This is a genomic window from Cohnella panacarvi Gsoil 349, assembly GCF_000515335.1.
GTDB classification, from domain to species: Bacteria; Bacillota; Bacilli; order Paenibacillales; family Paenibacillaceae; genus Cohnella; species Cohnella panacarvi.
On the sequence record NZ_KI911563.1, the window covers coordinates 1,046,712 to 1,067,425 of the forward strand.

Consider the following 20,714-nt stretch of genomic DNA (forward strand, 5'->3'; position numbering starts at 1 on the left):
CTGTCGTAGATAATAGCGAGCTAGATCACTTTGCGCTTCACGGCGAGGAACGGCAAGTCGAGCGCTCCTCTAAGCTGCTGCGCCGGGCGGATTTCCACTTCTTTATCCAAGATGCAATTGTCCAGCACGCCTCCCGCGCCGATGACGCCGTTCTGCATGACGATGCTATTGCGCACGACGGCGCCCGGGCCGACCTTGACTCCGCGGAACAGAATGCTGTTCGTGACCGTCCCTTCGATATCGCAGCCGTTCGCGACGAGCGAATGGCTGACGTTCGCGCCGGTACGGTAATGCGTCGGCGGCTCATCCTTAACCTTCGTGTAGATTTTGCCGGGGCGGTTGAACAGCTCGTGCCAGACGTCGGGCTGCAGCAGCTCCATGCTGTGGCGGTAGTACGCGGCGATATTGTTGACGACGCCAAGCACGCCTTCATGCATGTAGGCATGGACACGCAACTGTTGTAGTCTGGACAGTATCGCGTGGCGGACGAAGTGATCCCGTCCTTGCGCGAGCGAAGTTTCCACGAGGTCCAGCAGCAGCTCCCTGCTCAGCAAGTACATCTCCATCGATACGACGTCGGTGTTCAGACGCCCGAAATGGTCCTGCATCTCGACGATCCGCCCGGCTTCGTTCACCCGCGCTTTGCGCGCGAGTCCCGGCAGCCCTTCCGGCTCTCTCGAGCACACCGCGGTTATATCCGCCCCGGATTCCCGATGCTGCTCCAGCACTTTGGTAAAGTCGACGTTGCACACCATATGGCTGCGCGAGATGACGACGTACTCGGCCGGGCTTCTTGCGAAGAAATCGCGGTTCCGGAAAAAATGATAGAGATCCCCTTTGCCGTAATCCGTCTGGTCCTCGAACGACGGAGGGAGCACGAACAGGCCTCCCGGCTTCCGGTGCAAATCCCAATTGCTGCCCGAACCGAGATGATCGACCAGGGAGCGGTATTTCGTATGGGCGAACACGGCGACTCTCGGAATGCCGGAATTGACCATGGAAGAGAGCACGAAGTCGATTAAGCGGTAACGCCCGCCGAACGGTACTGTCGCCAGGCAGCGGTTAGCCGTCAGCGACGCCATCTCGTCCGCCTCGTGAATTAAGTTAATGACGCCCATCAGCGGCATTTTCATGCGGACTCTACCTCCTGAAGTTCGATTTCGGCTCTAACCGTCTCTCCGTCGCCGACGACGGCAATCTCTTCCGAATCCGGCGCGCCGACTTGACAACCGTCTTCGACCCGAGCCCTTTCCCCTACGATCGCGCGTACGATTCTCGCGTTCTTGCCGACGGTCGCGCCCGGCATGAGCACGGAGTCCACAACGACGCTCCCTTCTCCGACCCGTACGCCGGGGAACAGAACCGACCGCGTCACTTCGCCTTCAACGACGCAGCCTTCGTTAATGAGCGCGCTTTGCACTCTCGCGCCCGGAGCGATGTATTGCGCGGGTTGATTCGGACTTGCGGAGAAAATGCGCCAGTCGCGATCGTTCAGCTCGAGCTGCGGCTCATCCTCGAGCAGATCCATATTCGATTCCCACAGGCTGTCGATCGTGCCGACGTCCTTCCAATAACCGTCGAAACGATAAGAGTACATGCGAGCCCCTTCCTCGAGGAGCCTCGGAATAATGTCTTTGCCGAAATCGTTCGAGGAACCCTTCTCCGCTTCGTCGCGAACGAGCGCGTCTTTGAGTACTTGCCACGAGAACATATACACGCCCATCGAGGCAAGGTTGCTGGCAGGCTTCTTCGGCTTCTCCGCGAAGTCGACGATGCGTCCTTCTTCGTCCACGCTAAGGATGCCGAACCGGCTCGCCTCCGCCCAAGGAACGCTGATAACCGCGATCGTGGCGTCCGCGCGGCTTTTCTTATGGGCTTCGAGCAGCAAATCGTAGTTCATTTTATAGATGTGATCGCCCGAGATGATCAGGACGTACTCCGGATCATAACGCTCGATGAATCCGATATTTTGATAGATCGCGTTCGCCGTCCCCTTATACCAGGTGCCGCCTTTTTGACGAACGTAAGGGGGCAGCACGTGCATGCCGCCTTCCCGGCGGTCGAGCCCCCACGGCGTGCCGATTCCCAGATGCTGGGTCAGCACAAGAGGCTGATACTGCGTCAATACGCCTACCGTCTCGATTCCCGAATGAGCGCAATTGCTTAGCGTGAAGTCGATAATCCGATATTTGCCGCCGAACGGCACGGCCGGTTTGGCCAAATCCTTGGTCAAGACGCCTAGACGACGCCCTTCGCCGCCCGCAAGCAGCATGGCGATACATTCATTCGCGCGCATGATTCCTCACTCCTCCCCCAAATTAAAACCTACTTGGTGTTGCAAGCCTCACAGGCTGTTCAAACGGTCTATATCTGCTTCCGACTTCCACATTTGCAAGGAAAGCATAGGTACGGGGACGACGATGCTGTAAGGTTTGCCGTGCATCGGAACAGGTTCGGCCAGCGCGACAAGAGGCACCAACTGCCCGCTTCCGCCGTAGCGCCGTTCGTCGCTGTTCAACTGCAAGCGATACCGCCCGGGCACCGACACGCCGATTCTGTAATCGAAATGCGATTGTCTGGAAAAGTTGCATACGGCGACGGTCGGATTAGGCGAAAACCTGCCCATGCGCAGGAAACTTATCATGCATTGCTCGGCGTTGTTCACGTCGATCCATTCGAAGCCGTAACTCGAGTGGTCTTGCTCCCATAACGCTTCGTCGCTTAAATACGTGGCATTCAAATCTTTGACGTAGTCGTTCATTCCGGCATGCATCGGATATTGCAGCACTTGCCAATCGAGACCGTCAAAGTCCTTCCACTCGTCGAATTGTCCGAACTCGCCGCCCATGAACAATAGCTTTTTGCCGGGATGCGCCATCCAATAACCGTAGAATAGACGCAAATTCGCGAACTTTTCTTCATATGAGCCCGGCATCTTATTCAGAAGCGAGCGTTTGCCGTGCACGACTTCATCGTGGGAGAGGGGCAGTACGTAATTTTCGGAAAAAGCGTATAACATCGAGAAAGTAATCAAGGTGTGATGGGAGGGTCTGTCTGTCGGATCGGTTTCCATGTAACGAAGCATGTCGTTCATCCAGCCCATGTTCCATTTGTAATTAAAGCCGAGGCCTCCGAGGTAAGTAGGCGATGTCACTTGCGGGTAGGAGGATGAATCTTCCGCCATCATGAGCGTATGGGGGTAGTGTTGGAAGACGGTTTCGTTCAGCTTGCGCAGAAAAGTTAAAGCTTCGATATACTCCGTTCCGCCGTAGCGGTTAAAGGTTTTGGCGTCGTCCGACTTGTCGAAATGCAAATCGATCATGCTCGCGACCGCGTCGACCCGCAAACCGTCGATATGGAACCGATCTAGCCAGAATAACGCGTTAGAGATGAGGAAGCTGCACACTTCGGGTTTGGCGAAATCGAACGCCAGCGTTCCCCAAGTCGTCTTCTCCGCCAAGCGGCTGTCAGGACTTTCGTAAAGCGAAGTGCCGTCGAATAACCTTAAACCGTGTTCGTCTTTGCAGAAGTGGCCCGGAACCCAGTCGAGCAGCACTCCGATTCCCGCTTGATGACAGCGATCGACGAGCAGCTGCAGCCCTTCCGGCGGGCCGTACCGGCTCGTCGCCGCGTAATAGCCGGTCGCTTGATATCCCCATGATCGGTCGAGCGGATGTTCGGTCAAAGGCAGCAGTTCAATATGGGTATAGCCCATCGATTTGACATACTCGACAAGCTCTGACGATAACTCTTCGTACGTTCGGAATTGCTCGGGGGCGTCCATTCTCCAGGAGCCGAGATGGACTTCGTAGATGAGCATCGGCCGGTCGTACGGCGGCTGCGTTTCCTTGCGGGCCATCCAGGATTGATCCTGCCATCGGTACCGGTCAAGCGCGGTCACGATCGATGCCGTATGCGGCCTAAGCTCGCAATGGATCGAGTGGGGATCGGATTTAAGCACGAGATCGCCGTTTGCGTTCAAGATCGCGTATTTGTAACGATCTCCTTCGCCCAGCTCCGTCAAAAATCCGCACCATACGCCTGTCGTACCAACCCGTTCAAGCAGGTACCCCGGTTTGCCCTGGCCCCAACCGTTCGAATCGGAGACGACCGAGACTTCTAACGCGTTAGGCGCCCATACGACGAACCTTACGCCTTCCTGTCCGTCGATCGTCATCGGATGAGCCCCGAACGTCTGATAAGCTCGAAACAATTGTCCGGTATTGAATAAATACAAATCTTCTAATGAAAGCAATGCCGTCCGGGCTTGCATTCGAAGTCATCTCCCGACCAATATGGCGTGGTACATGCATTATAACGAACATTCGTTTGCTTAATGTCATCTAGATGTTAACTTTTATTACAATTTACACAAACCTTACATTTATTATAGCGAGTTGTTTGAAAATATTCACCCCATTTTCAAAAAAGTCGCAAGAAAGTCCGTGACGTAACCGCCACGACCCGATCGATGTATGATAGGTTTTTTTGCGCTTAGAACAGATTAGCAGGAATGGCGACTCACAAAAACGAGTATATTGTCGACCGCAAAAATAAATTTTTCGACAACAAAAATACAACGCTTTCCTCATGCGGAAAGCGTTGTTAAGGGACTTTTTTATCTTTATTGTCTCGGCGCGAATACCGCCGCTTTCCTACGCAGCTCCTCCGAGCTTGCCTTCAGCGAATCCGAAGTCGCCGCAATTTCCTCCATGACCGCCGTCTGCTGCTGGCCCGACTCGAATACGTTGCGGGCGCCGCTCTTGATCGTTGCCGTCGCAGCCGCCATCGCCCGCGCTTCGCGCAATACGAGCCCCACTTGCTCTCCTTGCCGGACGAGCTCATTGGAGATCGTCTCTACGCGTCCGTTTACTTTAGCGACTTCAACGGTTACGACGCGCAGAGCCGCGGCGGATACTTCTCCGTTCTCGGCTTCGCGCTCGGACAACGCCCGCTGTTCGGCCATTCTGCTCGTCGCGAGTTCGGCTTGCCGTTGAATGCGTTCGATCAGCTTGCGTATATCTTTAGCTGCCGCAGAGCTGCGTTCGGCCAACTCTTTCACCGATTCCGCCACGACGCCGAACCCTTTGCCCTCTTCGCCGGCTCGCGCCGCTTCGATCGACGCGTTCAGGGCAAGCAAATGGGTCTGTCCGGCCAAATCGCCGACAACTTCGGAGATCGAGCCGATCCTCGCCGCATCCTCGTTCAGCTCCGCTACGGTGCTGAAGGAATCGCGGTTTAGTTCCGCCAACTGACGCATGCCATCTATGAGCGTACGAATAACCGTCTCGCCGCTTTGTACCGACTCCGTCATCGTTCGGGCGATCGTTCTCGTCTCCTGCGCCTCGACGGCCATGTTGTTCGCGACCTCCGTGATGAAGCTCACCGAGTCGAACAATTGGTCCGCGGCATCGGATTGCCGGTCCGTCTTCTCGGAGATGGCGTTCACTTCCTCCGTCATGCTGACAATATGTCTTGTTGCTTGATCGATCGCGCCTTGCAATTCCCCCGCGATGGCGTCCGTCGCCCGCGAATGCTCCGCAACCCCGGCGATCGTGCCGCGAAGCTGCCGGATCATGTGCGAGAACGCTCGGTTAAGCGCTTGAATTTCGTCTTGATTGTCGGTCGCGGCAATGGATACCTCGAGGTTGCCTGAAGCCGCCTCGCGCGCCGCTTCCGTCAACGCCAGCAACGGTTTAATGAACCATCGCGCCGCAAGGTACCCTAGGAAGCCCGTCCAGAAAATACCGAGCGCAAGCGTAAGGGCAACGAACGCACCGCCCGGCAGGAACGATTGCTTGTCTTTGAGGACGAGCAGGAAAAACGCGCTCGTAGCGTATGTGATCGTCGAAACGCCCGTAATGCCGATTACCATTTTCTGAACGATGCCTAGTCTTTTGGTCATGGCTGTCTACCTCCAGTCGTCGTAGCTCTATCCTAACTTCCGCGATCTGCCGCTAGCTGTGACGAAAATCATTGCTTTATGACGAAAGACCGCCCTGTCAGGCTTGCGGCCTGCGGGCGGTCTTGGCGATCGGGCCTTGCTTATTTCCAAGCGATGCTGCTCCAGCGCAGCTCGTTGCGGAATTGGTTCGGGTTCGTATTCTTGTCGATCACGACGCACTCGATGCCGAAGATCTCGGCGAAGTCGAGCATTTGCTCGGTCGTAACGGCGAAGGAGTACACCGTATGGTGCGCGCCCCCTGCAAGAATCCACGCTTCTGCGGACTGCTGCAGCGACGGCTGCGGCTTCCACAGCACGCGGGCGACCGGAAGCTTCGGCATCGGCTTATTGACGGCCACGCCTTCCACTTCGTTGACGATCATGCGGAAACGGTTGCCCATGTCGATAACGGATACGTTGATCGCAGAGCCGCCTTTGCCGTCGAATACGAGACGAGCCGGATCGGCTTTGCCGCCGATGCCGAGCGGATGCACCTCGATGCGGGCTTTGCCGCTAGCAAGCGTCGGGCACACTTCCAGCATGTGAGCGCCGAGTACGAGCTCGTTGCCCGGCTCGAAATGGTACGTGTAATCTTCCATGAACGACGTATCAACGCCGCCGGCGATCACTTTGACGAGACGGGTAAGCGCCGCCGTCTTCCAGTCGCCTTCGCCCGCGAAGCCGTAGCCTTGCTGCATGAGGCGTTGAACCGCGAGGCCCGGAAGCTGCTCGAGGCCGTGCAAGTCTTCGAACGTCGTCGTGAACGCGGTGAAGCCGCCTTCTTCGAGGAACGATTTGAGCGCGATCTCGATGCGCGCCTGGTAGGCGATCGCGTCGCGCACCGGGCCCGGCTTGCGTCCCTCTTCCACGATGTCGTACTGCTCCGCGTATTCCCCGAGCAACGCATCGACTTGCGATTGCGTAACCGCGTTGACTCGCTCGACGAGATCGCCTATTCCGTAGCCGTTAACCGCCCAGCCGAACTTGATCTGCGCTTCGACTTTGTCGCCTTCGGTAACCGCCACTTGGCGCATGTTGTCGCCGAAGCGAGCGACTTTCAGTTGGCGGCTTTCCGCCGACGCGACGGCCGTGCGCTGCCAGCCGCCGATGCGGGCGCGCACTTGCGAGTCTTGCCAGTGGCCGACGACGACTTTGCGCGAGATGCCCATGCGCGCGCCGATGAAGCCGTACTCGCGGTCGCCGTGCGCCGCTTGGTTCGTGTTCATGAAGTCCATATCGATTGAATCCCATGGAATGTCGCGGTTGTATTGCGTGTGCAGATGGAGCAGCGGCTTGCGAAGCTGGGACAGTCCGGCGATCCACATCTTCGCCGGCGAGAACGTATGCATCCACGTGATAATCCCCGCGCACAGCTCGTCGGAGTTCGCGTCAATGCACACTTGGCGGATTTCGTCCGGCGTCTTGACGACGGGCTTGAATACGATCGGGAACGGGATTGCGGCGTCCTTCGCCAGTTGCTCCGCGATCTCTTTAGAGTGCCCGGCCACCTCTTCGAGCGTCTCCGGACCGTACAAATGTTGGCTTCCCGTCACGAACCAGAATACATAAGGCTTCAATTGCAGCATCGGTGTTCCTCCTATGAAATGAGATTAGTTGCTCAACTTGTACGTACATGCTTACACTGTTATTTTACATGCGTATCTGTAGCATTTCAATATCGTTGTACAATTAAGTTTCAATGTTGTACATACGAGTTGAGCCGGGCAAGGCGCTGCATCCCCCCTTCTTATCGATATCCCCTTCGCTCAGGGGAGGGGAATGCACGCAATAGCGCGACAATATCGGGTTGCTGGGTGGCAACTGACGTGGTTGCACACAATAGCGCGAGAAAATCGGGTTCATGCACGGTCAAACAAAAACTACCTTGGAAGGTTACCCTAAACCAAGGTAGTTCAGCGAGCTACTCAGAACGTCGGCAAATTGTCGAGATTGTTGTCTTCCCGCCCGTCGGGATTCGACCGCAAATGCTCGTCACCGTCGCGGCCCTTGAACACGTTGACGTTCTCGATCTGGTCCGCCTTGGCCATCTGCTGCGCTTCCTTATAACCGACGACTTGGCCGGAAGAAAGCTTCAGCTCCACGATGTCGCCGTCTCCGTTTTTGCGGACCGCCGTCACTTGTTGCCGTTGATTGTTCAATTCCATGAGAATCCACCTCCGTGGCGTAGTTTTCTCACGAAAGCGGATGACTATACCGACACGCACCTGAACGAAGGGGATATGGTTATAAAGCGCGTTATCTACATATTGGCGAATCGCCACGTATGGAACCGGTAGTCGCCAAACTACACGACTCCCGCATAACTTCGATATCTCGTCTCGACCATCGCCCGGCTGAACGCGTTAGCGAGCGTCTCCAAATACGTATAGTCGGTCGATTCGATCGATTCCCGTTCTCCCGAGGCAAACGCGAGGGTAAGCCGATGAACGGGCTTGCGAAGGAAGTAATTCGCCGCCGATCCGATCAAGCCGAGAAACCCGAGCAGCGCGACGAGGTCATGAAACTTATACCCCCACCCCAGTCCGCCTACAATGAGCGCAGCTTCAAGAACCAATAACGTGTACGGAACGACTCTTTTGCTTTTAACCAATCGGATGGACGACAGATGCTCCATGGCGAATCTGGCGCTGCCGGTAATGAACAGGTCTTTCGTAAGCGTGAAGTTTACGTCTTTGTAGATAGGCTGATGGTCCACTTTCATACCTCCTCTTGTATAAACATGTTATTTCGACATTGAAGTGGAAATCCCTACCTCCGTCTTATAAATACAGTCTAGGCTCTCCCTTAGGGGAGACATTGATCTATGCACGAAAGGAGCGATAACCCGCGAAAAGTAACCGATCCTAGCATAACGGAACTAGGTTCCGCTATTCGGCGGGACGGCGGTGCTTTCATCCGCTTGCAACTAAAAAAGGGCTTTCGCGTCTAATCTTACGGAGGTGTTGTTCCGTGAGGTTACAGGCGAAAGCCCTATTCTTGCTTGTTGCTATTGCAGCGTTGGTAGCGGGATGCATGTTCGGCGATCCGCCTTTGCCTAAAGTCGCTGCAGGCAAGACAAAGATCCCGGTTACGCAAAGCAGCTACTGCTGGGGCAATAAATGCGCGGACTACGCCGCTCCGCAAGATCAACTGAAGGACGAGACACCGACGATCGTCGAGCCCGGCTCGGACATCAGCATACGCTACTCCGGCTCCAAGCCCAAGACGCTTAGCGTCCGTCGTTCAGGCGACGGCAGCTTCACCGACGTCCCGGTCGAGGACGGCGCCATCCAAGCGCCGACCGAGCCCGGCGTCTACTATTACTTAGTGTCCGCCTGGTGGAAGCGCGGCTCGTCGTCGGGCTCCTTCGTAATCGAAGTCAATTAAGATTCGATCCAGCGCGTCTTCTCTGCGGCCGGCGTGCGTTTGCCCGCGTGCAGCGCGATTTCGGGATAGCCGACGTAGATCAAGCCGACGACTTCCTCGTGATCGGATACCTCCAGCGCGGCCTTCATCGTCGGATGGTAAGCTGGATCGCCCGTGCGCCACACCGCCGCGAGTCCGAGATCGTGCGCGGTCAGCAGCAGGTTCTGCACGGCGGCGTGCGTTGCGGCAAGCTCTTCCGCCCGGATCGCCTTCGGGTTGCCGGGCGGCGAGCAGATGGCCGCGATCACGACCGGCGCGCGATACGCCTTCGCGATTTCCTTCGCGGTCCGCTCCTGAAGCTCTTCGCCCGCGAACGCCTTAAGCGAATCCGCCGCGTATTCGACGTAAGCTTGGCCGAGGACGCGCCTGCCCTCGCCCGTCATGACGATGAATCGCCACGGCTCGGTGCCGTGATGGTTAGGCGCCCATACCGCCGCATCTAACATTCGTTCGATAAGTTCCTTCGGAACACGATCTGGCTTAACTCTCCCGACGCTGCGTCTCTCCCGGATCACGCGATTCAATTCTGCCATCTCTACCTATCCTCTCCGATCTATCCCTCACATTGTCCGATTTACAGTCGTCCGAGTCAAGCCGGACTCCGGCGGAGTCCGCCCGCCGCGAATTGGCTATTGTACAAATCCGCGTAGAACCCGCCGCGCGCGAGCAGCTCCTCGTGCGTGCCTTGCTCGACGATGCTGCCTTGGTTCATGAACAGGATCAAATCCGCATCCCGGATCGTGGACAGCCGGTGCGCGATGACGAAGCTCGTTCTTCCTTTCATCAGCTCGTGCATCGCCTTCTGGATTTGCGCTTCCGTCCGCGTATCGACGCTGCTCGTCGCTTCGTCCAGGATCAAGATCGCCGGATCCGCCAAGATCGCGCGGGCGATCGTCAGCAGTTGCTTCTGGCCTTGCGACAGGTTGGACGCCTCCTCGTTGAGTACCGTATCGTAGCCTTCCGGCAGCGTCCGAATGAAGTGGTCCGCGTGCGCCGCCTTGGCCGCCTGAACGATCTCCTCCTCGGACACGCCAAGCCGTCCGTACGCGATGTTGTCCCGGATCGTTCCGTTGAACAGCCACGTATCCTGCAGCACCATGCCGAACAGGCTGCGCAGCTCGCCTCGCTTCATATGCGCGATGTTAACGCCGTCGACCGTAATGTGTCCTTCGCTGATTTCGTAGAACCTCATGAGCAAATTGACCAGCGTCGTCTTGCCCGCGCCTGTCGGCCCGACGATCGCCACGGTTTGGCCGCTGCGGACGTCGATGTTCATCCGTTCGATGAGCGGCGCGTCCGACTTGTACCCGAAGCTGACATCGCGCAAGGCAACTTCCCCTTTCGGCGATTTCACGACGACCGCGTTCGCCGCTTCGGGAATTTCCTCTTCCTCGTCCAACAGCTCGAATACCCGTTCCGCGGAAGCGATTGTCGATTGAATAATATTCGCGATGTTCGCCGTTTGCGCAAGCGGCATCGTGAATTGACGAGTATATTGGATGAATGCCTGGATATCGCCGATCTTGATCGCGTTCCGCGTCACGAGTATGCCGCCGACGATCGAGATGAACACGTAACCGATATTGCTCACCATGTTCATGAGCGGCATGATCATCCCGGATACGAACTGCGCTCTCCATCCCGCCGTATACAGCCGCTCGTTCACCTCGTCGAACGTCTCGACGGATTTATCCTCTTGCCCGAACGCTTTCACGACCTGATGGCCGGTATAAATCTCTTCGACGTGACCGTTCAGCTTGCCAAGCTCCATCTGCTGCGCCTTGAAATGCTCCTGCGATCTCTTGGCGATCCCTTTGATTACGATCATAGACAGCGGCAGCGTCAGCAGTACGATCAGCGTAAGCCAGAAGCTGATCGTGAACATCATGATGATGACGCCAATGATCGAGATGACCGATGTAATGAGCTGCGTCAAGCTTTGCTGCAGCGTGTTGCTGATATTATCGACGTCGTTGACGGCGCGGCTCAGAATTTCTCCGTTCGTCCGCGTATCGTAATACTTGAGCGGCAATCTGCCGAGCTTCTCGTTCACTTCGTTGCGGAGCCGGTACACGGTTTGCTGCGCTACGCCGGCCATCACATATTGCTGAATGTAAGTGAACAGAGAGCTTACCAAGTACAAGCCCATCAACAGGAAAATAATGTCCGCGATCGGCCCGAAGTCAATGCCCGTCCCGCTCTTCATGCCCTCGAATAGACGCGTCGTCGCGTGACCGAGCAGCTTGGGGCTGAAAATCGCGAACGTCGTGCCCAGTATAGCCGTGATCAGCACGATGATTAAATTCGTCTTGAACGGAGCCACATACCGGGACAACCTGCGAAGCGTCGCTTTGAAATTTTTCGCTTTCTGGACGGGCATTCCCATTCCGCCCATGCCGCCGAAGCCGGGACCGCCCGGCCCTCTGCCCGGTCCCCCGTGTTGGGGTGCGCCTTGCCGCTGTTGCCCGCTCATGCGATCTCCTCCTCCGACAACTGAGACAATGCGATTTCCCGATATACTTCGGAGGTTGCCATCAGCTCTTTGTGGGTGCCGTTGCCGACAATGCGCCCTTCGTCCAGCACGATAATGCGGTCTGCGTCCATGACGGTACTGACGCGCTGAGCGACGATAATAACCGTCGCGTCCGCGGTTTCCGGCTTCAGCGCCGCTCTTAGCTTCGCGTCCGTCTTGAAATCGAGCGCGGAGAAACTGTCGTCGAACAAATAGACGCGAGGCTTGCGCACGAGCGCTCTGGCGATGGAAAGCCGCTGCCGTTGACCGCCCGAGACGTTCGTTCCGCCTTGCGCGATCTGCGAGTCGTATCCGTCCGGCATTCCGCCAATGAATTCGGTCGCTTGGGCGACGTTTGCCGCGTGCGAGATCTCCTCCTCCGTCGCGTCTTCCTTGCCGAAACGAATGTTGTCCGCGATCGTGCCCGTGAAGAGCAGCGCCTTCTGCGGAACGAGTCCGATCCGTGAGCGCAGCTGCTCCAGCGGCAGCTTGCGGACGTCCTGTCCGTCGATCGTGACCGCACCCTCTCCGACATCGTAGAATCTCGCGATCAAGCTGAGCAGCGTTGTTTTGCCGGAACCCGTGCCGCCGATAATGGCCGTCACTTCTCCGGGATTCGCCGTAAAGCTGATTTGCTCCAACGCTGCGTTCTCGGCGCCTGGATAACGGAATGTCGCTTCTTCGAACCGAACGACGCCTCTCTCCCCGCTTGCAATCGCGCTGGCCGCCGTATCTTGAACGACCGGCTCCGTCGTCAACACCTCGTTGATCCTGACGGCCGACGCGGACGCTCGCGGCACCATCACGAACATCATCGACACCATCATCAGCGAGAACATGATTTGCATCGCGTATTGCAGGAACGCCATCAGATCGCCGACCTGCATATCACCGTAGCTGATCCGCAGACCTCCGAACCAGATGATCGATATTTGCGAGAAGTTCAGAATCAGCATCATCATCGGCATCATCAGCGCCATGACCTGATTGACCTTCACCGCTGTAGCCGTCAAATCCCCGTTCGCTTCCTCGAACCGTTCGCGTTCATGCTCTCCTCGGTTAAAGGAACGAATGACGCGGATACCGGTTAAATTCTCGCGAAGGACGAGATTCAGCTTGTCGATTTTCTTCTGCATGACTTTGAAATACGGAATTCCCCGCCGCGCGATGAGCAGAATCGTCAACGCCAGAATCGGTAATATGGCGACGAAAATCAGCGATAGCGTCGCGTCCTTGGACACCGCCATAATAAGGCCGCCAATACACATCATCGGCGCCATGACCATCATGCGGATCATCATGATCAGCACTTGCTGCACTTGCGTAATATCGTTCGTCGTACGCGTAATCAACGATGCCGTGCCGATCGTATCGAACTCCTGCAACGAGAATTTCGTGACATGCTTGAACGTCTTGCTGCGGACGTCGCGACCGAAGCCGGTTGCAATGCGTGAAGATACGTAACTCGCCCAGACCGAGACAAGCGTACCGACAGCGGTAACGAGCAGCATGAACCCGCCTATCCGCCAGATGTAAGACGTATTGCCGGGAATTACGCCATTATCCACGATATCCGACATGAGCGTCGGCAAGTAAAGCTCGCATAGCGATTGCGCCAGTATTAACAGCAACACGAGCGCAACAAGCCAGCGATAAGGCTTAAGAAATCGGAACAGCTTCAACACGCGTGCATCATCTCCGGATTCGATATGTAAAAATAATCATATAGATCTATTATGAACGCAACATGAACGGAAGCGCAAACCCGAAGTTTCGTCCCCTGCAAAAAGCAACCAAGCGCAGCCCTATGGCCGCGCTTGGTTTCATGCCTATTCTTCCCTTATGAAGATCGTTCATTCTCGCGTCTTATTACGGTTGCGCCGATTCGGCCGTATTCATCGCCTGTTCCGCGGAAAGGTTGCCTACGATGGAGTACTGAATGCCGTCTTGCGACCAATACAATTCGACGAGCTCGGGCTGTTCGAACACGAAACCGTCCGCTCCGCCGACCTTCGCGGACGTGAACAGCTCCTGCGGGAATCCGGCCGCCATGCGGCTCGCCACGAACGTAAAGCTCTCGGATCCCGAGACGTAAGTGAAGACAACGTCCCTAGCAGGTTCTCCTTGCGCGCCTGCCGCCACGATCTCGGATAATCGAAACCCGTCCGGCAGAGCCGCGGGCACATGCAATTCGTCTCCGAATGCCGCTCTCGCTTCGTCGGCAGAACCTAGCGTCGTCGTGATCAGGGAAGAAAGCTCCGAGCCCGTCGCTCCCGTATTCGACGAAGACGGGGGTTCGGCCGTCTGCTCCGTCGGCGCCGGAATGGCGGGATGCTGCAGCTTCGGAAAACCCGTAATAATCATGATCGCTGCCGCGAGCGCCACTGCGCCTGTTATCCACGTCCTCGGAAGCACGGGCCGTCTGCCCGCCGTAAGGGCTGACGCTTGCCGGCGAATATTACGTTTCATTTCATAGCTCAAATCCATCTGCATGAATAACGTCTTGTCCGCCTCATGGCGGAAGCTCTCGCGCAAACGGTTGTCTACGTTCGTCATCAGCCGATCTCCTCCTCGTTCATCTGACGGGCCAACGCTTCGCGCGCCCTGTGTAATCTATTGCGTACGGTCCCTTCCGGAGAAGACGTCGCCGCCGCGATCTCCCTCGTGCTTAAATCCAAGTAATAATACAAGTACAGCGCTTCTTGATAGGCTAAAGGCAATCGCAGTACATGCCGCAACACTTCCGTCTTCTCCAGTCTGACCAGCGCTTCTTCCTCGACGCTGATCGTCCGCCCCGCATCGATCCGGTCGGGAGCGGTCGGTTGTTCCGAGAACATTCGGACGCCCATTTTATCTCTGCATAAGTTGACGGTTATCGTCGTCAGCCACGTTCGAACCGAGCTGTCTCCGCGGAACGACGTCCAATGGCGGTATGCCCGCAGGAACGCCTCTTGGCTAATATCTTCCGCCAGATGGCGGTCGCCCGTATAGAAATAGGCGGTGCGCATGACGATCGCGCCGAAGCTGTCCATGAGCCGCTCAAGCGCTTGAGCGGGGTCTTTCGGGAATTGGTCCTTGCCTGATAAGCCGGCCGGCTTCACGGGAACATCACCTCCAACCTTATAGACGGCGTTGCCGGCGTTTTCGCTTCATGGGGAGCCGCATCATTTACATTCTCGCCACACGAAGAAAACCCAAGCCGTTATCGATGGCCTGGGCTTCCTTATATTCGCGCATCATTATATGTTGATTCCGAGACATTATTCCCGGCCGATGAGCTTCCGATCGAACACGAACGGTCCGAACGGCAGGAACGCGGCGATGAATCCGACGAACGTCTGGCCGAAAGACAGCTTCTTAACGACCAAAGCGTTGAGCAGCGCAAGTAGATAGAGACAGAAGAAAAATCCGTGCGCGATTCCTACGACCGTAACCGCCTCGGAGACGTCGGCCCAATATTTTAGCGGCATCGCGATTCCGAGCAAAACCAAAAACGAAAGCGCCTCAACCGTCCCGATCGCACGCAATCGCCCGATTGTCGTATTTCCCATTGCGACAAGCCCTCCGAATGTATATGGAATGATACTCCCATAATAGCAAGCGGCTTTGGCTATTGCTGTGTCTGAAAAGTGAACAATGGACTTCCATCGGGAATATCATTTTGCTTTTCAGGCCACAATATTACCATCTTCAGGAAGGCGGTTTTGCATATGGGACGGCTATCGGATACTGGCGCCAATTCCTCCCACCCGATATCCCTGCGATTAAGAGATAACCTGCTAAGGATGCAACAGACGTTCGACCGATGCAGCGACATCGTCGTTATTCCCTGGCAATACGGTCCCGGGATGAAGCACGAGGCTTTCTCCATCTACGCCGAGACGTTCGTGCAAAAAAAAGAGCACAACTATTTCAAAGCTTCGCTGCAGGATCTCGTTACGCAATTGGTCGGTCCGGGAACTTCCGTGACCCCCGAGGACGTCATTACATACTTCGGCAACAACGTCGCTACCGAAAACTCCGCCATTCTTATCGACCATATCGAAACGGCGGTAGACAGGGTGCTTGAAGGCTTTGTCGTTATTTTCTTCGACGGTTGGAACAATGCTCTCGGCTATAAGGCTGTCGGCCTTGAAACAAGGCAAGTCACCGAGTCGATCACCGAGCCGGTCGTTCTTGGTCCGCGCGAAGGCACCGTCGAGAATTTATCGAAAAATCTCGGTATGCTGAGATGCCGAATCAAAAGCTCGAAATTCAAGGTCGAAAAGCTCGAGACTGGCGGAGATGCAAGAACCACGGTCGCATTCTGTTACATGGAAGGCACGGTAGACTCCGATATGTTAGCCGAGTTTCGGAGAAGAATAGCCTGGCTCGAGAACGAAACGATATTGGAAACTTCGTACATTGAAGAGCTGATCGAAGATTCCGTGTACTCACCGTTCCCCCAGTATCGATACACCGAAAGAACGGACGTCGCCGCCGCGTCATTATTGAACGGAAAAATCATCGTATTGGTCAATGGAACCGGATCGATATTGATCTGCCCCGGACTGTTGGTAGAGCTGCTGCAATCCAGCGAAGACTACTATCAGCGAACCGTCGTTTCCAGCCTGATCCGTATTCTCAGGCTGATTGCCTTGTTGATCGCCGTATCGCTTCCCAGCTTCTATATCGCTTTCTCTACCTTCCACACGGAGCTCATCCCGACCGTGCTCCTGCTCGCGATCATCGACTCGCGGGAAGGCATTCCGTTTCCCGCCATCTTCGAAGCCTTTATCATGGAATTTTTTTTCGAGTTGCTACGGGAGGCGGGCATTCGGTTACCGCGTCCGGTCGGATCCGCGGTCAGCATCGTCGGCGCGCTCGTCGTCGGAGAAGCGGCCATTACCGCGGGAATCGCATCGCCGATCATGGTCATTATCGTTTCGTTGACCGGCATCGCGTCCTTCGCCATTCCGCAATATAACTTCGCCATCTCGCTGCGCATATTGCGGTTCCCGCTTATGATCTTCGCGGCGTTCTTAGGCATATTCGGCATCATGATCGCCTTCCTGCTCATCTGGCTGCACCTAGCCAACTTGCGGAGCTTGGGCCAACCCTATCTGAACTCGATCGGCCCGTTTATTCCGCGACAGATGAAGGATGTGTTCGTGCGCGCGCCGCATGGAGTACTGCTGCGTTCGATGCGGAAGCGGCAGTCTCGCAAGCCTTAACCATGCTTTCGCGGATTCTTGCATAGGGGAGTATACGATGAACAGGCGAATATGGACGAGCTTCATCCTAACGGCGCTTCTTACGCTGACAGGCTGCTGGGACCGGGCGGAGCTTCCGGAGAAAGGGTTCGTGATGGGGATCGCGATCGATAAAGCCGACGACGGCAAAGTAGCGATTACGACGCAAATTTACCGACCGTCGCAAGGGGTTTCCGCGGGAGCAAGAAAAGCCAAAACCGCCTATATCAACATCTCGACCGTTAACCAAACGTTATCCAGAGCCATCCGCGACATCCCGATCATTCTCGGCCGCAAAGCCCAGTGGAGCCACATTCACCTTATCGTTGTCGGGGAGCAGCTCGCGAGGGAAAGCCATATTTTGGACACGCTTGAGTTTTTTTATCGAGACCACGAACCTCGGCTGACGGTCTCCGTCATGATCGGGCAGGGCAAAGCGGAACAGTATTTAAAAAGCCAGCCGCTTATCGAAAATACGACGAGCCAGCAATTGTTCCAAAGCGCGGAGAAGGTGAGTACTTGGGGCGGGAAGACGTTATTCGCCAACCTACTTACGATGGGCTTGCAATTGGAAAGCGAATTGGGCAACGCCGTTATCCCTTATGTTTACTTCTCCGAAGATACCCCGAAGGTCATCAAGGTATCCGGCGTCGCTTTGCTAAGAAAGGGAAAATTGGTCGGACGAATGGAGCCTCTGTTGGTTGAAGGCTTACAGATGCTGACGAACGACTTCGAGAACGGGATGCTGGAGATTGCTTGTTCCGGACCCTCCAAAAACTCGCGCAAAAAGACCGAAGCGGTAGAAGTAGGCACGCTCAAGAGCACGACGAAACCGGTCGCCTTCTCGGAGAATTCGATGAGGTACCGAATCTCGGTATCGCTGGATGTCTCAGTAGTCGAACTGGGCTGCAACGAGATTAAGACGATCCAAGACGAACGGAAATTTGCGTCATTACTTGAGGAGAGGGTGAAAGAACTGCTCGAGGAAACCCTGGATTGGCTACAGCTGAAAAAGTTCGATGCCCTCGGATTGGGTAACCGTTTATATAGAACGAACCCGCGGTTATGGAAAAAGTGGAAATCGGACTGGGATGATCGTTTTGCCCGCGCAAAATTCGATATCGTCGTTAAGGTGCGCAATAACAGCAGCGGGACTACCATTGGCAAGCCCGTCTCCAAGTAGAGGTGAACGTTCGTGGCAGGGAAGATTTTGTTACTTCTGATCGTATACGCCGTCATCGGATTAGCGGACCTCGCGAGGCTGAGAAAGCTGCATAGCCGCGAGATGGCGGTATATTCGGCAGCGCTTCTGCTTACGGTTTACCTCGGCATCGATTTCGCTTGGGATTTGAAGTGGCCGTTTATCGAGGAAGCCGCTTTTAGTGTGCTAGGCAAACCCGCCGAGTTCCTCGTCAAAATATTAACGGTTCCATCTTAATTGGCTTTCCAGGAGGGAGTGGCGAGATGCACGCGAGAGAGCAGATCAGTTCCGGACAAATGTCCGTCGTCTTTTTTTGTTTCATGACAGGCTCGTCGATCGTCAACATCCCCGGACCGTTAATCGGCTATGCCAAAATGGGGGCATGGATATCCCTTGCTCTTGCTTTGTCTACAGGGATGGCGCTTCTAGCCTGCGTGATGTATATGCATCGACGTTATCCCGATCTCGATTTTATCGAGTACAGTTACGCTTTGGTCGGCAAGTGGATGACCGCGCTGCTCGCCATCCCATTCGTTTCGTTTCTGTTTCATATGACGTCGGGAATCGTTCTGGACATCGGATTGTTTATGACGACAACGATGATGCGGCAAACTCCGATTATCCTGTTTTTGTTTTTCGTATTTCTTGTCGTCGCCCTTACGGTACGCTCCGGAATCGAAACGATGGCCCGCATGTTTTTCATCCCCATCGTCAGCGTGATCGGATCGATCGTCGCCATTCTGGCACTGTCCTATCCGAACTACAAGCCTGAGCATCTGTTGCCTCTCATGCCTGACGGCATAAAGCCGATCGCGCTCGGCACGTATTTCGCATACGGCTTTCCCTATGCCGAGCTCGTGCTGATCGCAATGCTTCTCCCTTACGTCCGCAAGAAAAAGCAAGGCCATCTTCATAGAGGCATGTATCTGGCCTTGCTCGTCAACGGGTTATTCTTGATCGCCGTAACGTTAAGCACGATTATGGTGTTCGGCCCCATGTCGGAAGAGCTGAGCTACTCCATGTTCGAGGTCGCCCGCACCGTCGATATGCTCGTCGTTCTTCAAAGAATCGAGTCTTTTGTAGGCATTTCTTTGATTACGGCTTCCTTCATGAAGGCATCCATCTCTTTGGCGGCGCTTAATTTAGCGGTCGTGAAATTATTCAACCTCAAGGACAATCGAATTCTCGTTTTCCCGCTGACGCTAATTTGTTTCCTGTTATCTCTGTTGCAAATCGAAAACGGACAAGCCTTCTGGTCCAATTCAGTCGGTGCCATTCATCCGCTGTGGGCCACCGCTGCTTTCGTGCTGCCGTTATTGATCGTCGCGACGGTTTCGCTATTCCGCCGAACCCCTTAATTTTCACATGATATCCTGTTCGTAAGAGTACCGGGCATTCGCGGACTTCTTGAAGGAATTAATAAAAGTCCACGTCAGCTTCTGCAAGTCTTTATAGTCTTCCGGAAGCGGCTCGGCGAACAACCGCGCCTTATCCGTATTGCGAAGCATAATCTCGCAGAAACGGCGCAGCATGAAATCGTTGTAAGGCATCCCGTTAAGGTAAATGCCGTAAAGGACCCTCTGCATAGAAGTCAACGGCTTGTCAGGCATCGTTAATGCATACCGGGGATGGGCAAGCGGGAGAAGGTATCGCAAATAAGTCGCGCGATGGTTGACCTTAGCCATGCTTCGAATCCGCTCCAATACCTCCTCGATGCTCGCTTCATCGTCTGTAGCCCCTAGCCATTTTAAGCATAAACCGTCCACGTATTTCCGAAAGGCGTCCACGTATTCTTGTTCAGGGATTAGGAGTTTCGGAATCATGGTATCTCACCTCTGCGTAGTTCGCTTCCAGCTCCGGGCTGTCGTTGAACCAATGCTTGTTCCAATTGGCGAACATCGTATCCAGAACGAGCGGATCGACCACTTTATCGCGGATCATCTGAATCATATCCACTTTGTCTTTGCTGCGGAAAGCCGCCAATTTGGTGTACCAGATATCGTGAGGATCGACGGCCTTTACGAGAAGAGACCGATATTCTCTTTCGACCGCCTTAGCTCTGGTTTTATAGTCTTTAGGGAGGTAAAAGTAATGCTCGTCGAAAACTTCAAGGCCATGGTCCGAGAACACGCGCGAGAATCTGGACGGAATGATATCGACATCGTTGGAGCCCCGATTGTTCTTCCTTGCAAGAACGATCGCAGAGTAACCAACGACGAATACTTCGATCAACGGTTGCCCGTTCAAATCCTTGTCGACTTCCTCGAAAAGCTGCAAAATGCTGTCCCTCGTGACGTACGGCTCCTGTTGGTCGAATACTTCGAAAGCATCCATATCGTCCATCTTGCACCTCCCGTCATGCAGGTTGTTAAGTCTAATTATATCATTCGCGCAACGCAA

Annotated in this window: 20 protein-coding genes; 5 read left to right on the plus strand and 15 right to left on the minus strand. The window is 55.2% G+C overall.

Annotation, left to right across the window (positions count from 1 at the left end):
* Window positions 1-20 precede the first annotated feature (20 nt).
* The 7 genes from glgD to COHPA_RS0105040 all read right to left on the minus strand — a co-directional run bounded on the left by glgD (window position 21) and on the right by COHPA_RS0105040 (window position 8,660).
* Window positions 21-1,133, minus strand: coding sequence for a glucose-1-phosphate adenylyltransferase subunit GlgD (gene glgD / locus COHPA_RS0105010; protein ID WP_027085106.1), 1,113 nt, complete (start codon window positions 1,131-1,133; stop codon window positions 21-23).
* Window positions 1,130-2,296, minus strand: a complete 1,167-nt coding sequence (locus COHPA_RS0105015; protein ID WP_027085107.1) for a glucose-1-phosphate adenylyltransferase — start codon at window positions 2,294-2,296, stop codon at window positions 1,130-1,132. The genes glgD and COHPA_RS0105015 overlap by 4 nt, the downstream gene beginning before the upstream one ends.
* 48 nt (window positions 2,297-2,344) lie before the next feature.
* Window positions 2,345-4,273: a 1,4-alpha-glucan branching protein GlgB gene (glgB, locus tag COHPA_RS0105020; RefSeq protein ID WP_027085108.1), complete on the minus strand. Its 1,929-nt coding sequence runs from the start codon at window positions 4,271-4,273 to the stop codon at window positions 2,345-2,347.
* Between the two features lie 351 nt (window positions 4,274-4,624).
* Window positions 4,625-5,905, minus strand: coding sequence for a methyl-accepting chemotaxis protein (locus tag COHPA_RS0105025; RefSeq protein WP_027085109.1), 1,281 nt, complete (start codon window positions 5,903-5,905; stop codon window positions 4,625-4,627).
* A gap of 140 nt (window positions 5,906-6,045) precedes the next feature.
* Window positions 6,046-7,530 carry an L-arabinose isomerase gene (gene araA, locus COHPA_RS0105030; RefSeq protein WP_027085110.1) on the minus strand — a complete coding sequence of 495 codons (1,485 nt, stop codon included), beginning with the start codon at window positions 7,528-7,530 and terminating at the stop codon, window positions 6,046-6,048.
* A gap of 339 nt (window positions 7,531-7,869) precedes the next feature.
* The gene (locus COHPA_RS0105035; protein WP_027085111.1) at window positions 7,870-8,109 is read right to left on the minus strand and encodes a DUF3892 domain-containing protein; all 240 of its coding nucleotides are present in this window, start codon (window positions 8,107-8,109) and stop codon (window positions 7,870-7,872) included.
* Window positions 8,110-8,249: 140 nt separating this feature from the next.
* Window positions 8,250-8,660: a DUF6232 family protein gene (locus COHPA_RS0105040; RefSeq protein ID WP_027085112.1), complete on the minus strand. Its 411-nt coding sequence runs from the start codon at window positions 8,658-8,660 to the stop codon at window positions 8,250-8,252.
* Between the two features lie 254 nt (window positions 8,661-8,914).
* Between COHPA_RS0105040 and COHPA_RS0105045 the strand changes: the two genes are divergently transcribed.
* Window positions 8,915-9,331 (plus strand): hypothetical protein, encoded by a 417-nt coding sequence (locus COHPA_RS0105045; protein WP_027085113.1) that lies wholly within the window; start codon window positions 8,915-8,917, stop codon window positions 9,329-9,331.
* Here the strand turns inward: COHPA_RS0105045 and COHPA_RS0105050 are convergent.
* The 6 genes from COHPA_RS0105050 to COHPA_RS0105075 all read right to left on the minus strand — a co-directional run bounded on the left by COHPA_RS0105050 (window position 9,328) and on the right by COHPA_RS0105075 (window position 15,433).
* Window positions 9,328-9,903, minus strand: coding sequence for a nitroreductase family protein (locus COHPA_RS0105050; RefSeq protein ID WP_027085114.1), 576 nt, complete (start codon window positions 9,901-9,903; stop codon window positions 9,328-9,330). The two genes, COHPA_RS0105045 and COHPA_RS0105050, sit on opposite strands and share 4 nt — an antisense overlap.
* Before the next feature lie 56 nt (window positions 9,904-9,959).
* Window positions 9,960-11,843: an ABC transporter ATP-binding protein gene (locus COHPA_RS0105055; RefSeq protein WP_027085115.1), complete on the minus strand. Its 1,884-nt coding sequence runs from the start codon at window positions 11,841-11,843 to the stop codon at window positions 9,960-9,962.
* Window positions 11,840-13,567 (minus strand): ABC transporter ATP-binding protein, encoded by a 1,728-nt coding sequence (locus tag COHPA_RS0105060; RefSeq protein ID WP_027085116.1) that lies wholly within the window; start codon window positions 13,565-13,567, stop codon window positions 11,840-11,842. The genes COHPA_RS0105055 and COHPA_RS0105060 overlap by 4 nt, the downstream gene beginning before the upstream one ends.
* 184 nt (window positions 13,568-13,751) lie before the next feature.
* Entirely contained in the window at window positions 13,752-14,438 is a 687-nt protein-coding gene (locus tag COHPA_RS0105065) for a hypothetical protein (protein ID WP_027085117.1), read from the minus strand.
* Entirely contained in the window at window positions 14,438-14,983 is a 546-nt protein-coding gene (locus COHPA_RS0105070; protein ID WP_027085118.1) for a sigma-70 family RNA polymerase sigma factor, read from the minus strand. The genes COHPA_RS0105065 and COHPA_RS0105070 overlap by 1 nt, the downstream gene beginning before the upstream one ends.
* A 159-nt stretch (window positions 14,984-15,142) precedes the next feature.
* Entirely contained in the window at window positions 15,143-15,433 is a 291-nt protein-coding gene (locus COHPA_RS0105075) for a DUF3817 domain-containing protein (RefSeq protein WP_027085119.1), read from the minus strand.
* Window positions 15,434-15,592: 159 nt separating this feature from the next.
* Here COHPA_RS0105075 and COHPA_RS0105080 point away from each other — a divergent pair, with 159 nt between their 5' ends.
* Genes COHPA_RS0105080 through COHPA_RS0105095 form a run of 4 tightly spaced genes read left to right on the plus strand, consistent with a single transcriptional unit; the run spans window position 15,593 to window position 19,672 of the window.
* Window positions 15,593-17,095, plus strand: coding sequence for a spore germination protein (locus COHPA_RS0105080; protein WP_035119375.1), 1,503 nt, complete (start codon window positions 15,593-15,595; stop codon window positions 17,093-17,095).
* A gap of 37 nt (window positions 17,096-17,132) precedes the next feature.
* Window positions 17,133-18,296: a Ger(x)C family spore germination protein gene (locus COHPA_RS0105085; RefSeq protein WP_027085121.1), complete on the plus strand. Its 1,164-nt coding sequence runs from the start codon at window positions 17,133-17,135 to the stop codon at window positions 18,294-18,296.
* Window positions 18,297-18,308: 12 nt separating this feature from the next.
* Window positions 18,309-18,551, plus strand: a complete 243-nt coding sequence (locus tag COHPA_RS0105090; protein ID WP_027085122.1) for a hypothetical protein — start codon at window positions 18,309-18,311, stop codon at window positions 18,549-18,551.
* A gap of 26 nt (window positions 18,552-18,577) precedes the next feature.
* Window positions 18,578-19,672: a GerAB/ArcD/ProY family transporter gene (locus COHPA_RS0105095; RefSeq protein WP_027085123.1), complete on the plus strand. Its 1,095-nt coding sequence runs from the start codon at window positions 18,578-18,580 to the stop codon at window positions 19,670-19,672.
* 3 nt (window positions 19,673-19,675) lie between these two features.
* Here the strand turns inward: COHPA_RS0105095 and COHPA_RS0105100 are convergent, their stop codons facing one another.
* Both COHPA_RS0105100 and COHPA_RS0105105 read right to left on the minus strand, forming a co-directional pair.
* Window positions 19,676-19,999 (minus strand): hypothetical protein, encoded by a 324-nt coding sequence (locus COHPA_RS0105100; RefSeq protein WP_156926598.1) that lies wholly within the window; start codon window positions 19,997-19,999, stop codon window positions 19,676-19,678.
* A 112-nt stretch (window positions 20,000-20,111) separates the two neighbouring features.
* Complete coding sequence (locus tag COHPA_RS0105105) at window positions 20,112-20,657, minus strand: DUF6036 family nucleotidyltransferase (protein ID WP_027085125.1); 546 nt, start codon at window positions 20,655-20,657, stop codon at window positions 20,112-20,114.
* Window positions 20,658-20,714: the final 57 nt, after the last annotated feature.

What these genes read in the sequence shown, in the direction of transcription:
- glgB (WP_027085108.1), bottom strand. Translation starts at nt 4,273, where the DNA reads ATGCAAGCCCGGACGGCATTGCTTTCATTAGAAGATTTGTATTTATTC.
- COHPA_RS0105100 (WP_156926598.1), bottom strand. Translation starts at nt 19,999, where the DNA reads ATGGCTAAGGTCAACCATCGCGCGACTTATTTGCGATACCTTCTCCCG.
- COHPA_RS0105075 (WP_027085119.1), bottom strand. Translation starts at nt 15,433, where the DNA reads ATGGGAAATACGACAATCGGGCGATTGCGTGCGATCGGGACGGTTGAG.
- COHPA_RS0105055 (WP_027085115.1), bottom strand. Translation starts at nt 11,843, where the DNA reads ATGAGCGGGCAACAGCGGCAAGGCGCACCCCAACACGGGGGACCGGGC.
- COHPA_RS0105085 (WP_027085121.1), top strand. Translation starts at nt 17,133, where the DNA reads ATGAACAGGCGAATATGGACGAGCTTCATCCTAACGGCGCTTCTTACG.
- COHPA_RS0105105 (WP_027085125.1), bottom strand. Translation starts at nt 20,657, where the DNA reads ATGGACGATATGGATGCTTTCGAAGTATTCGACCAACAGGAGCCGTAC.
- COHPA_RS0105095 (WP_027085123.1), top strand. Translation starts at nt 18,578, where the DNA reads ATGCACGCGAGAGAGCAGATCAGTTCCGGACAAATGTCCGTCGTCTTT.
- COHPA_RS0105025 (WP_027085109.1), bottom strand. Translation starts at nt 5,905, where the DNA reads ATGACCAAAAGACTAGGCATCGTTCAGAAAATGGTAATCGGCATTACG.
- COHPA_RS0105035 (WP_027085111.1), bottom strand. Translation starts at nt 8,109, where the DNA reads ATGGAATTGAACAATCAACGGCAACAAGTGACGGCGGTCCGCAAAAAC.
- COHPA_RS0105065 (WP_027085117.1), bottom strand. Translation starts at nt 14,438, where the DNA reads ATGACGAACGTAGACAACCGTTTGCGCGAGAGCTTCCGCCATGAGGCG.
- glgD (WP_027085106.1), bottom strand. Translation starts at nt 1,133, where the DNA reads ATGAAAATGCCGCTGATGGGCGTCATTAACTTAATTCACGAGGCGGAC.
- COHPA_RS0105050 (WP_027085114.1), bottom strand. Translation starts at nt 9,903, where the DNA reads ATGGCAGAATTGAATCGCGTGATCCGGGAGAGACGCAGCGTCGGGAGA.
- araA (WP_027085110.1), bottom strand. Translation starts at nt 7,530, where the DNA reads ATGCTGCAATTGAAGCCTTATGTATTCTGGTTCGTGACGGGAAGCCAA.
- COHPA_RS0105015 (WP_027085107.1), bottom strand. Translation starts at nt 2,296, where the DNA reads ATGCGCGCGAATGAATGTATCGCCATGCTGCTTGCGGGCGGCGAAGGG.
- COHPA_RS0105080 (WP_035119375.1), top strand. Translation starts at nt 15,593, where the DNA reads ATGGGACGGCTATCGGATACTGGCGCCAATTCCTCCCACCCGATATCC.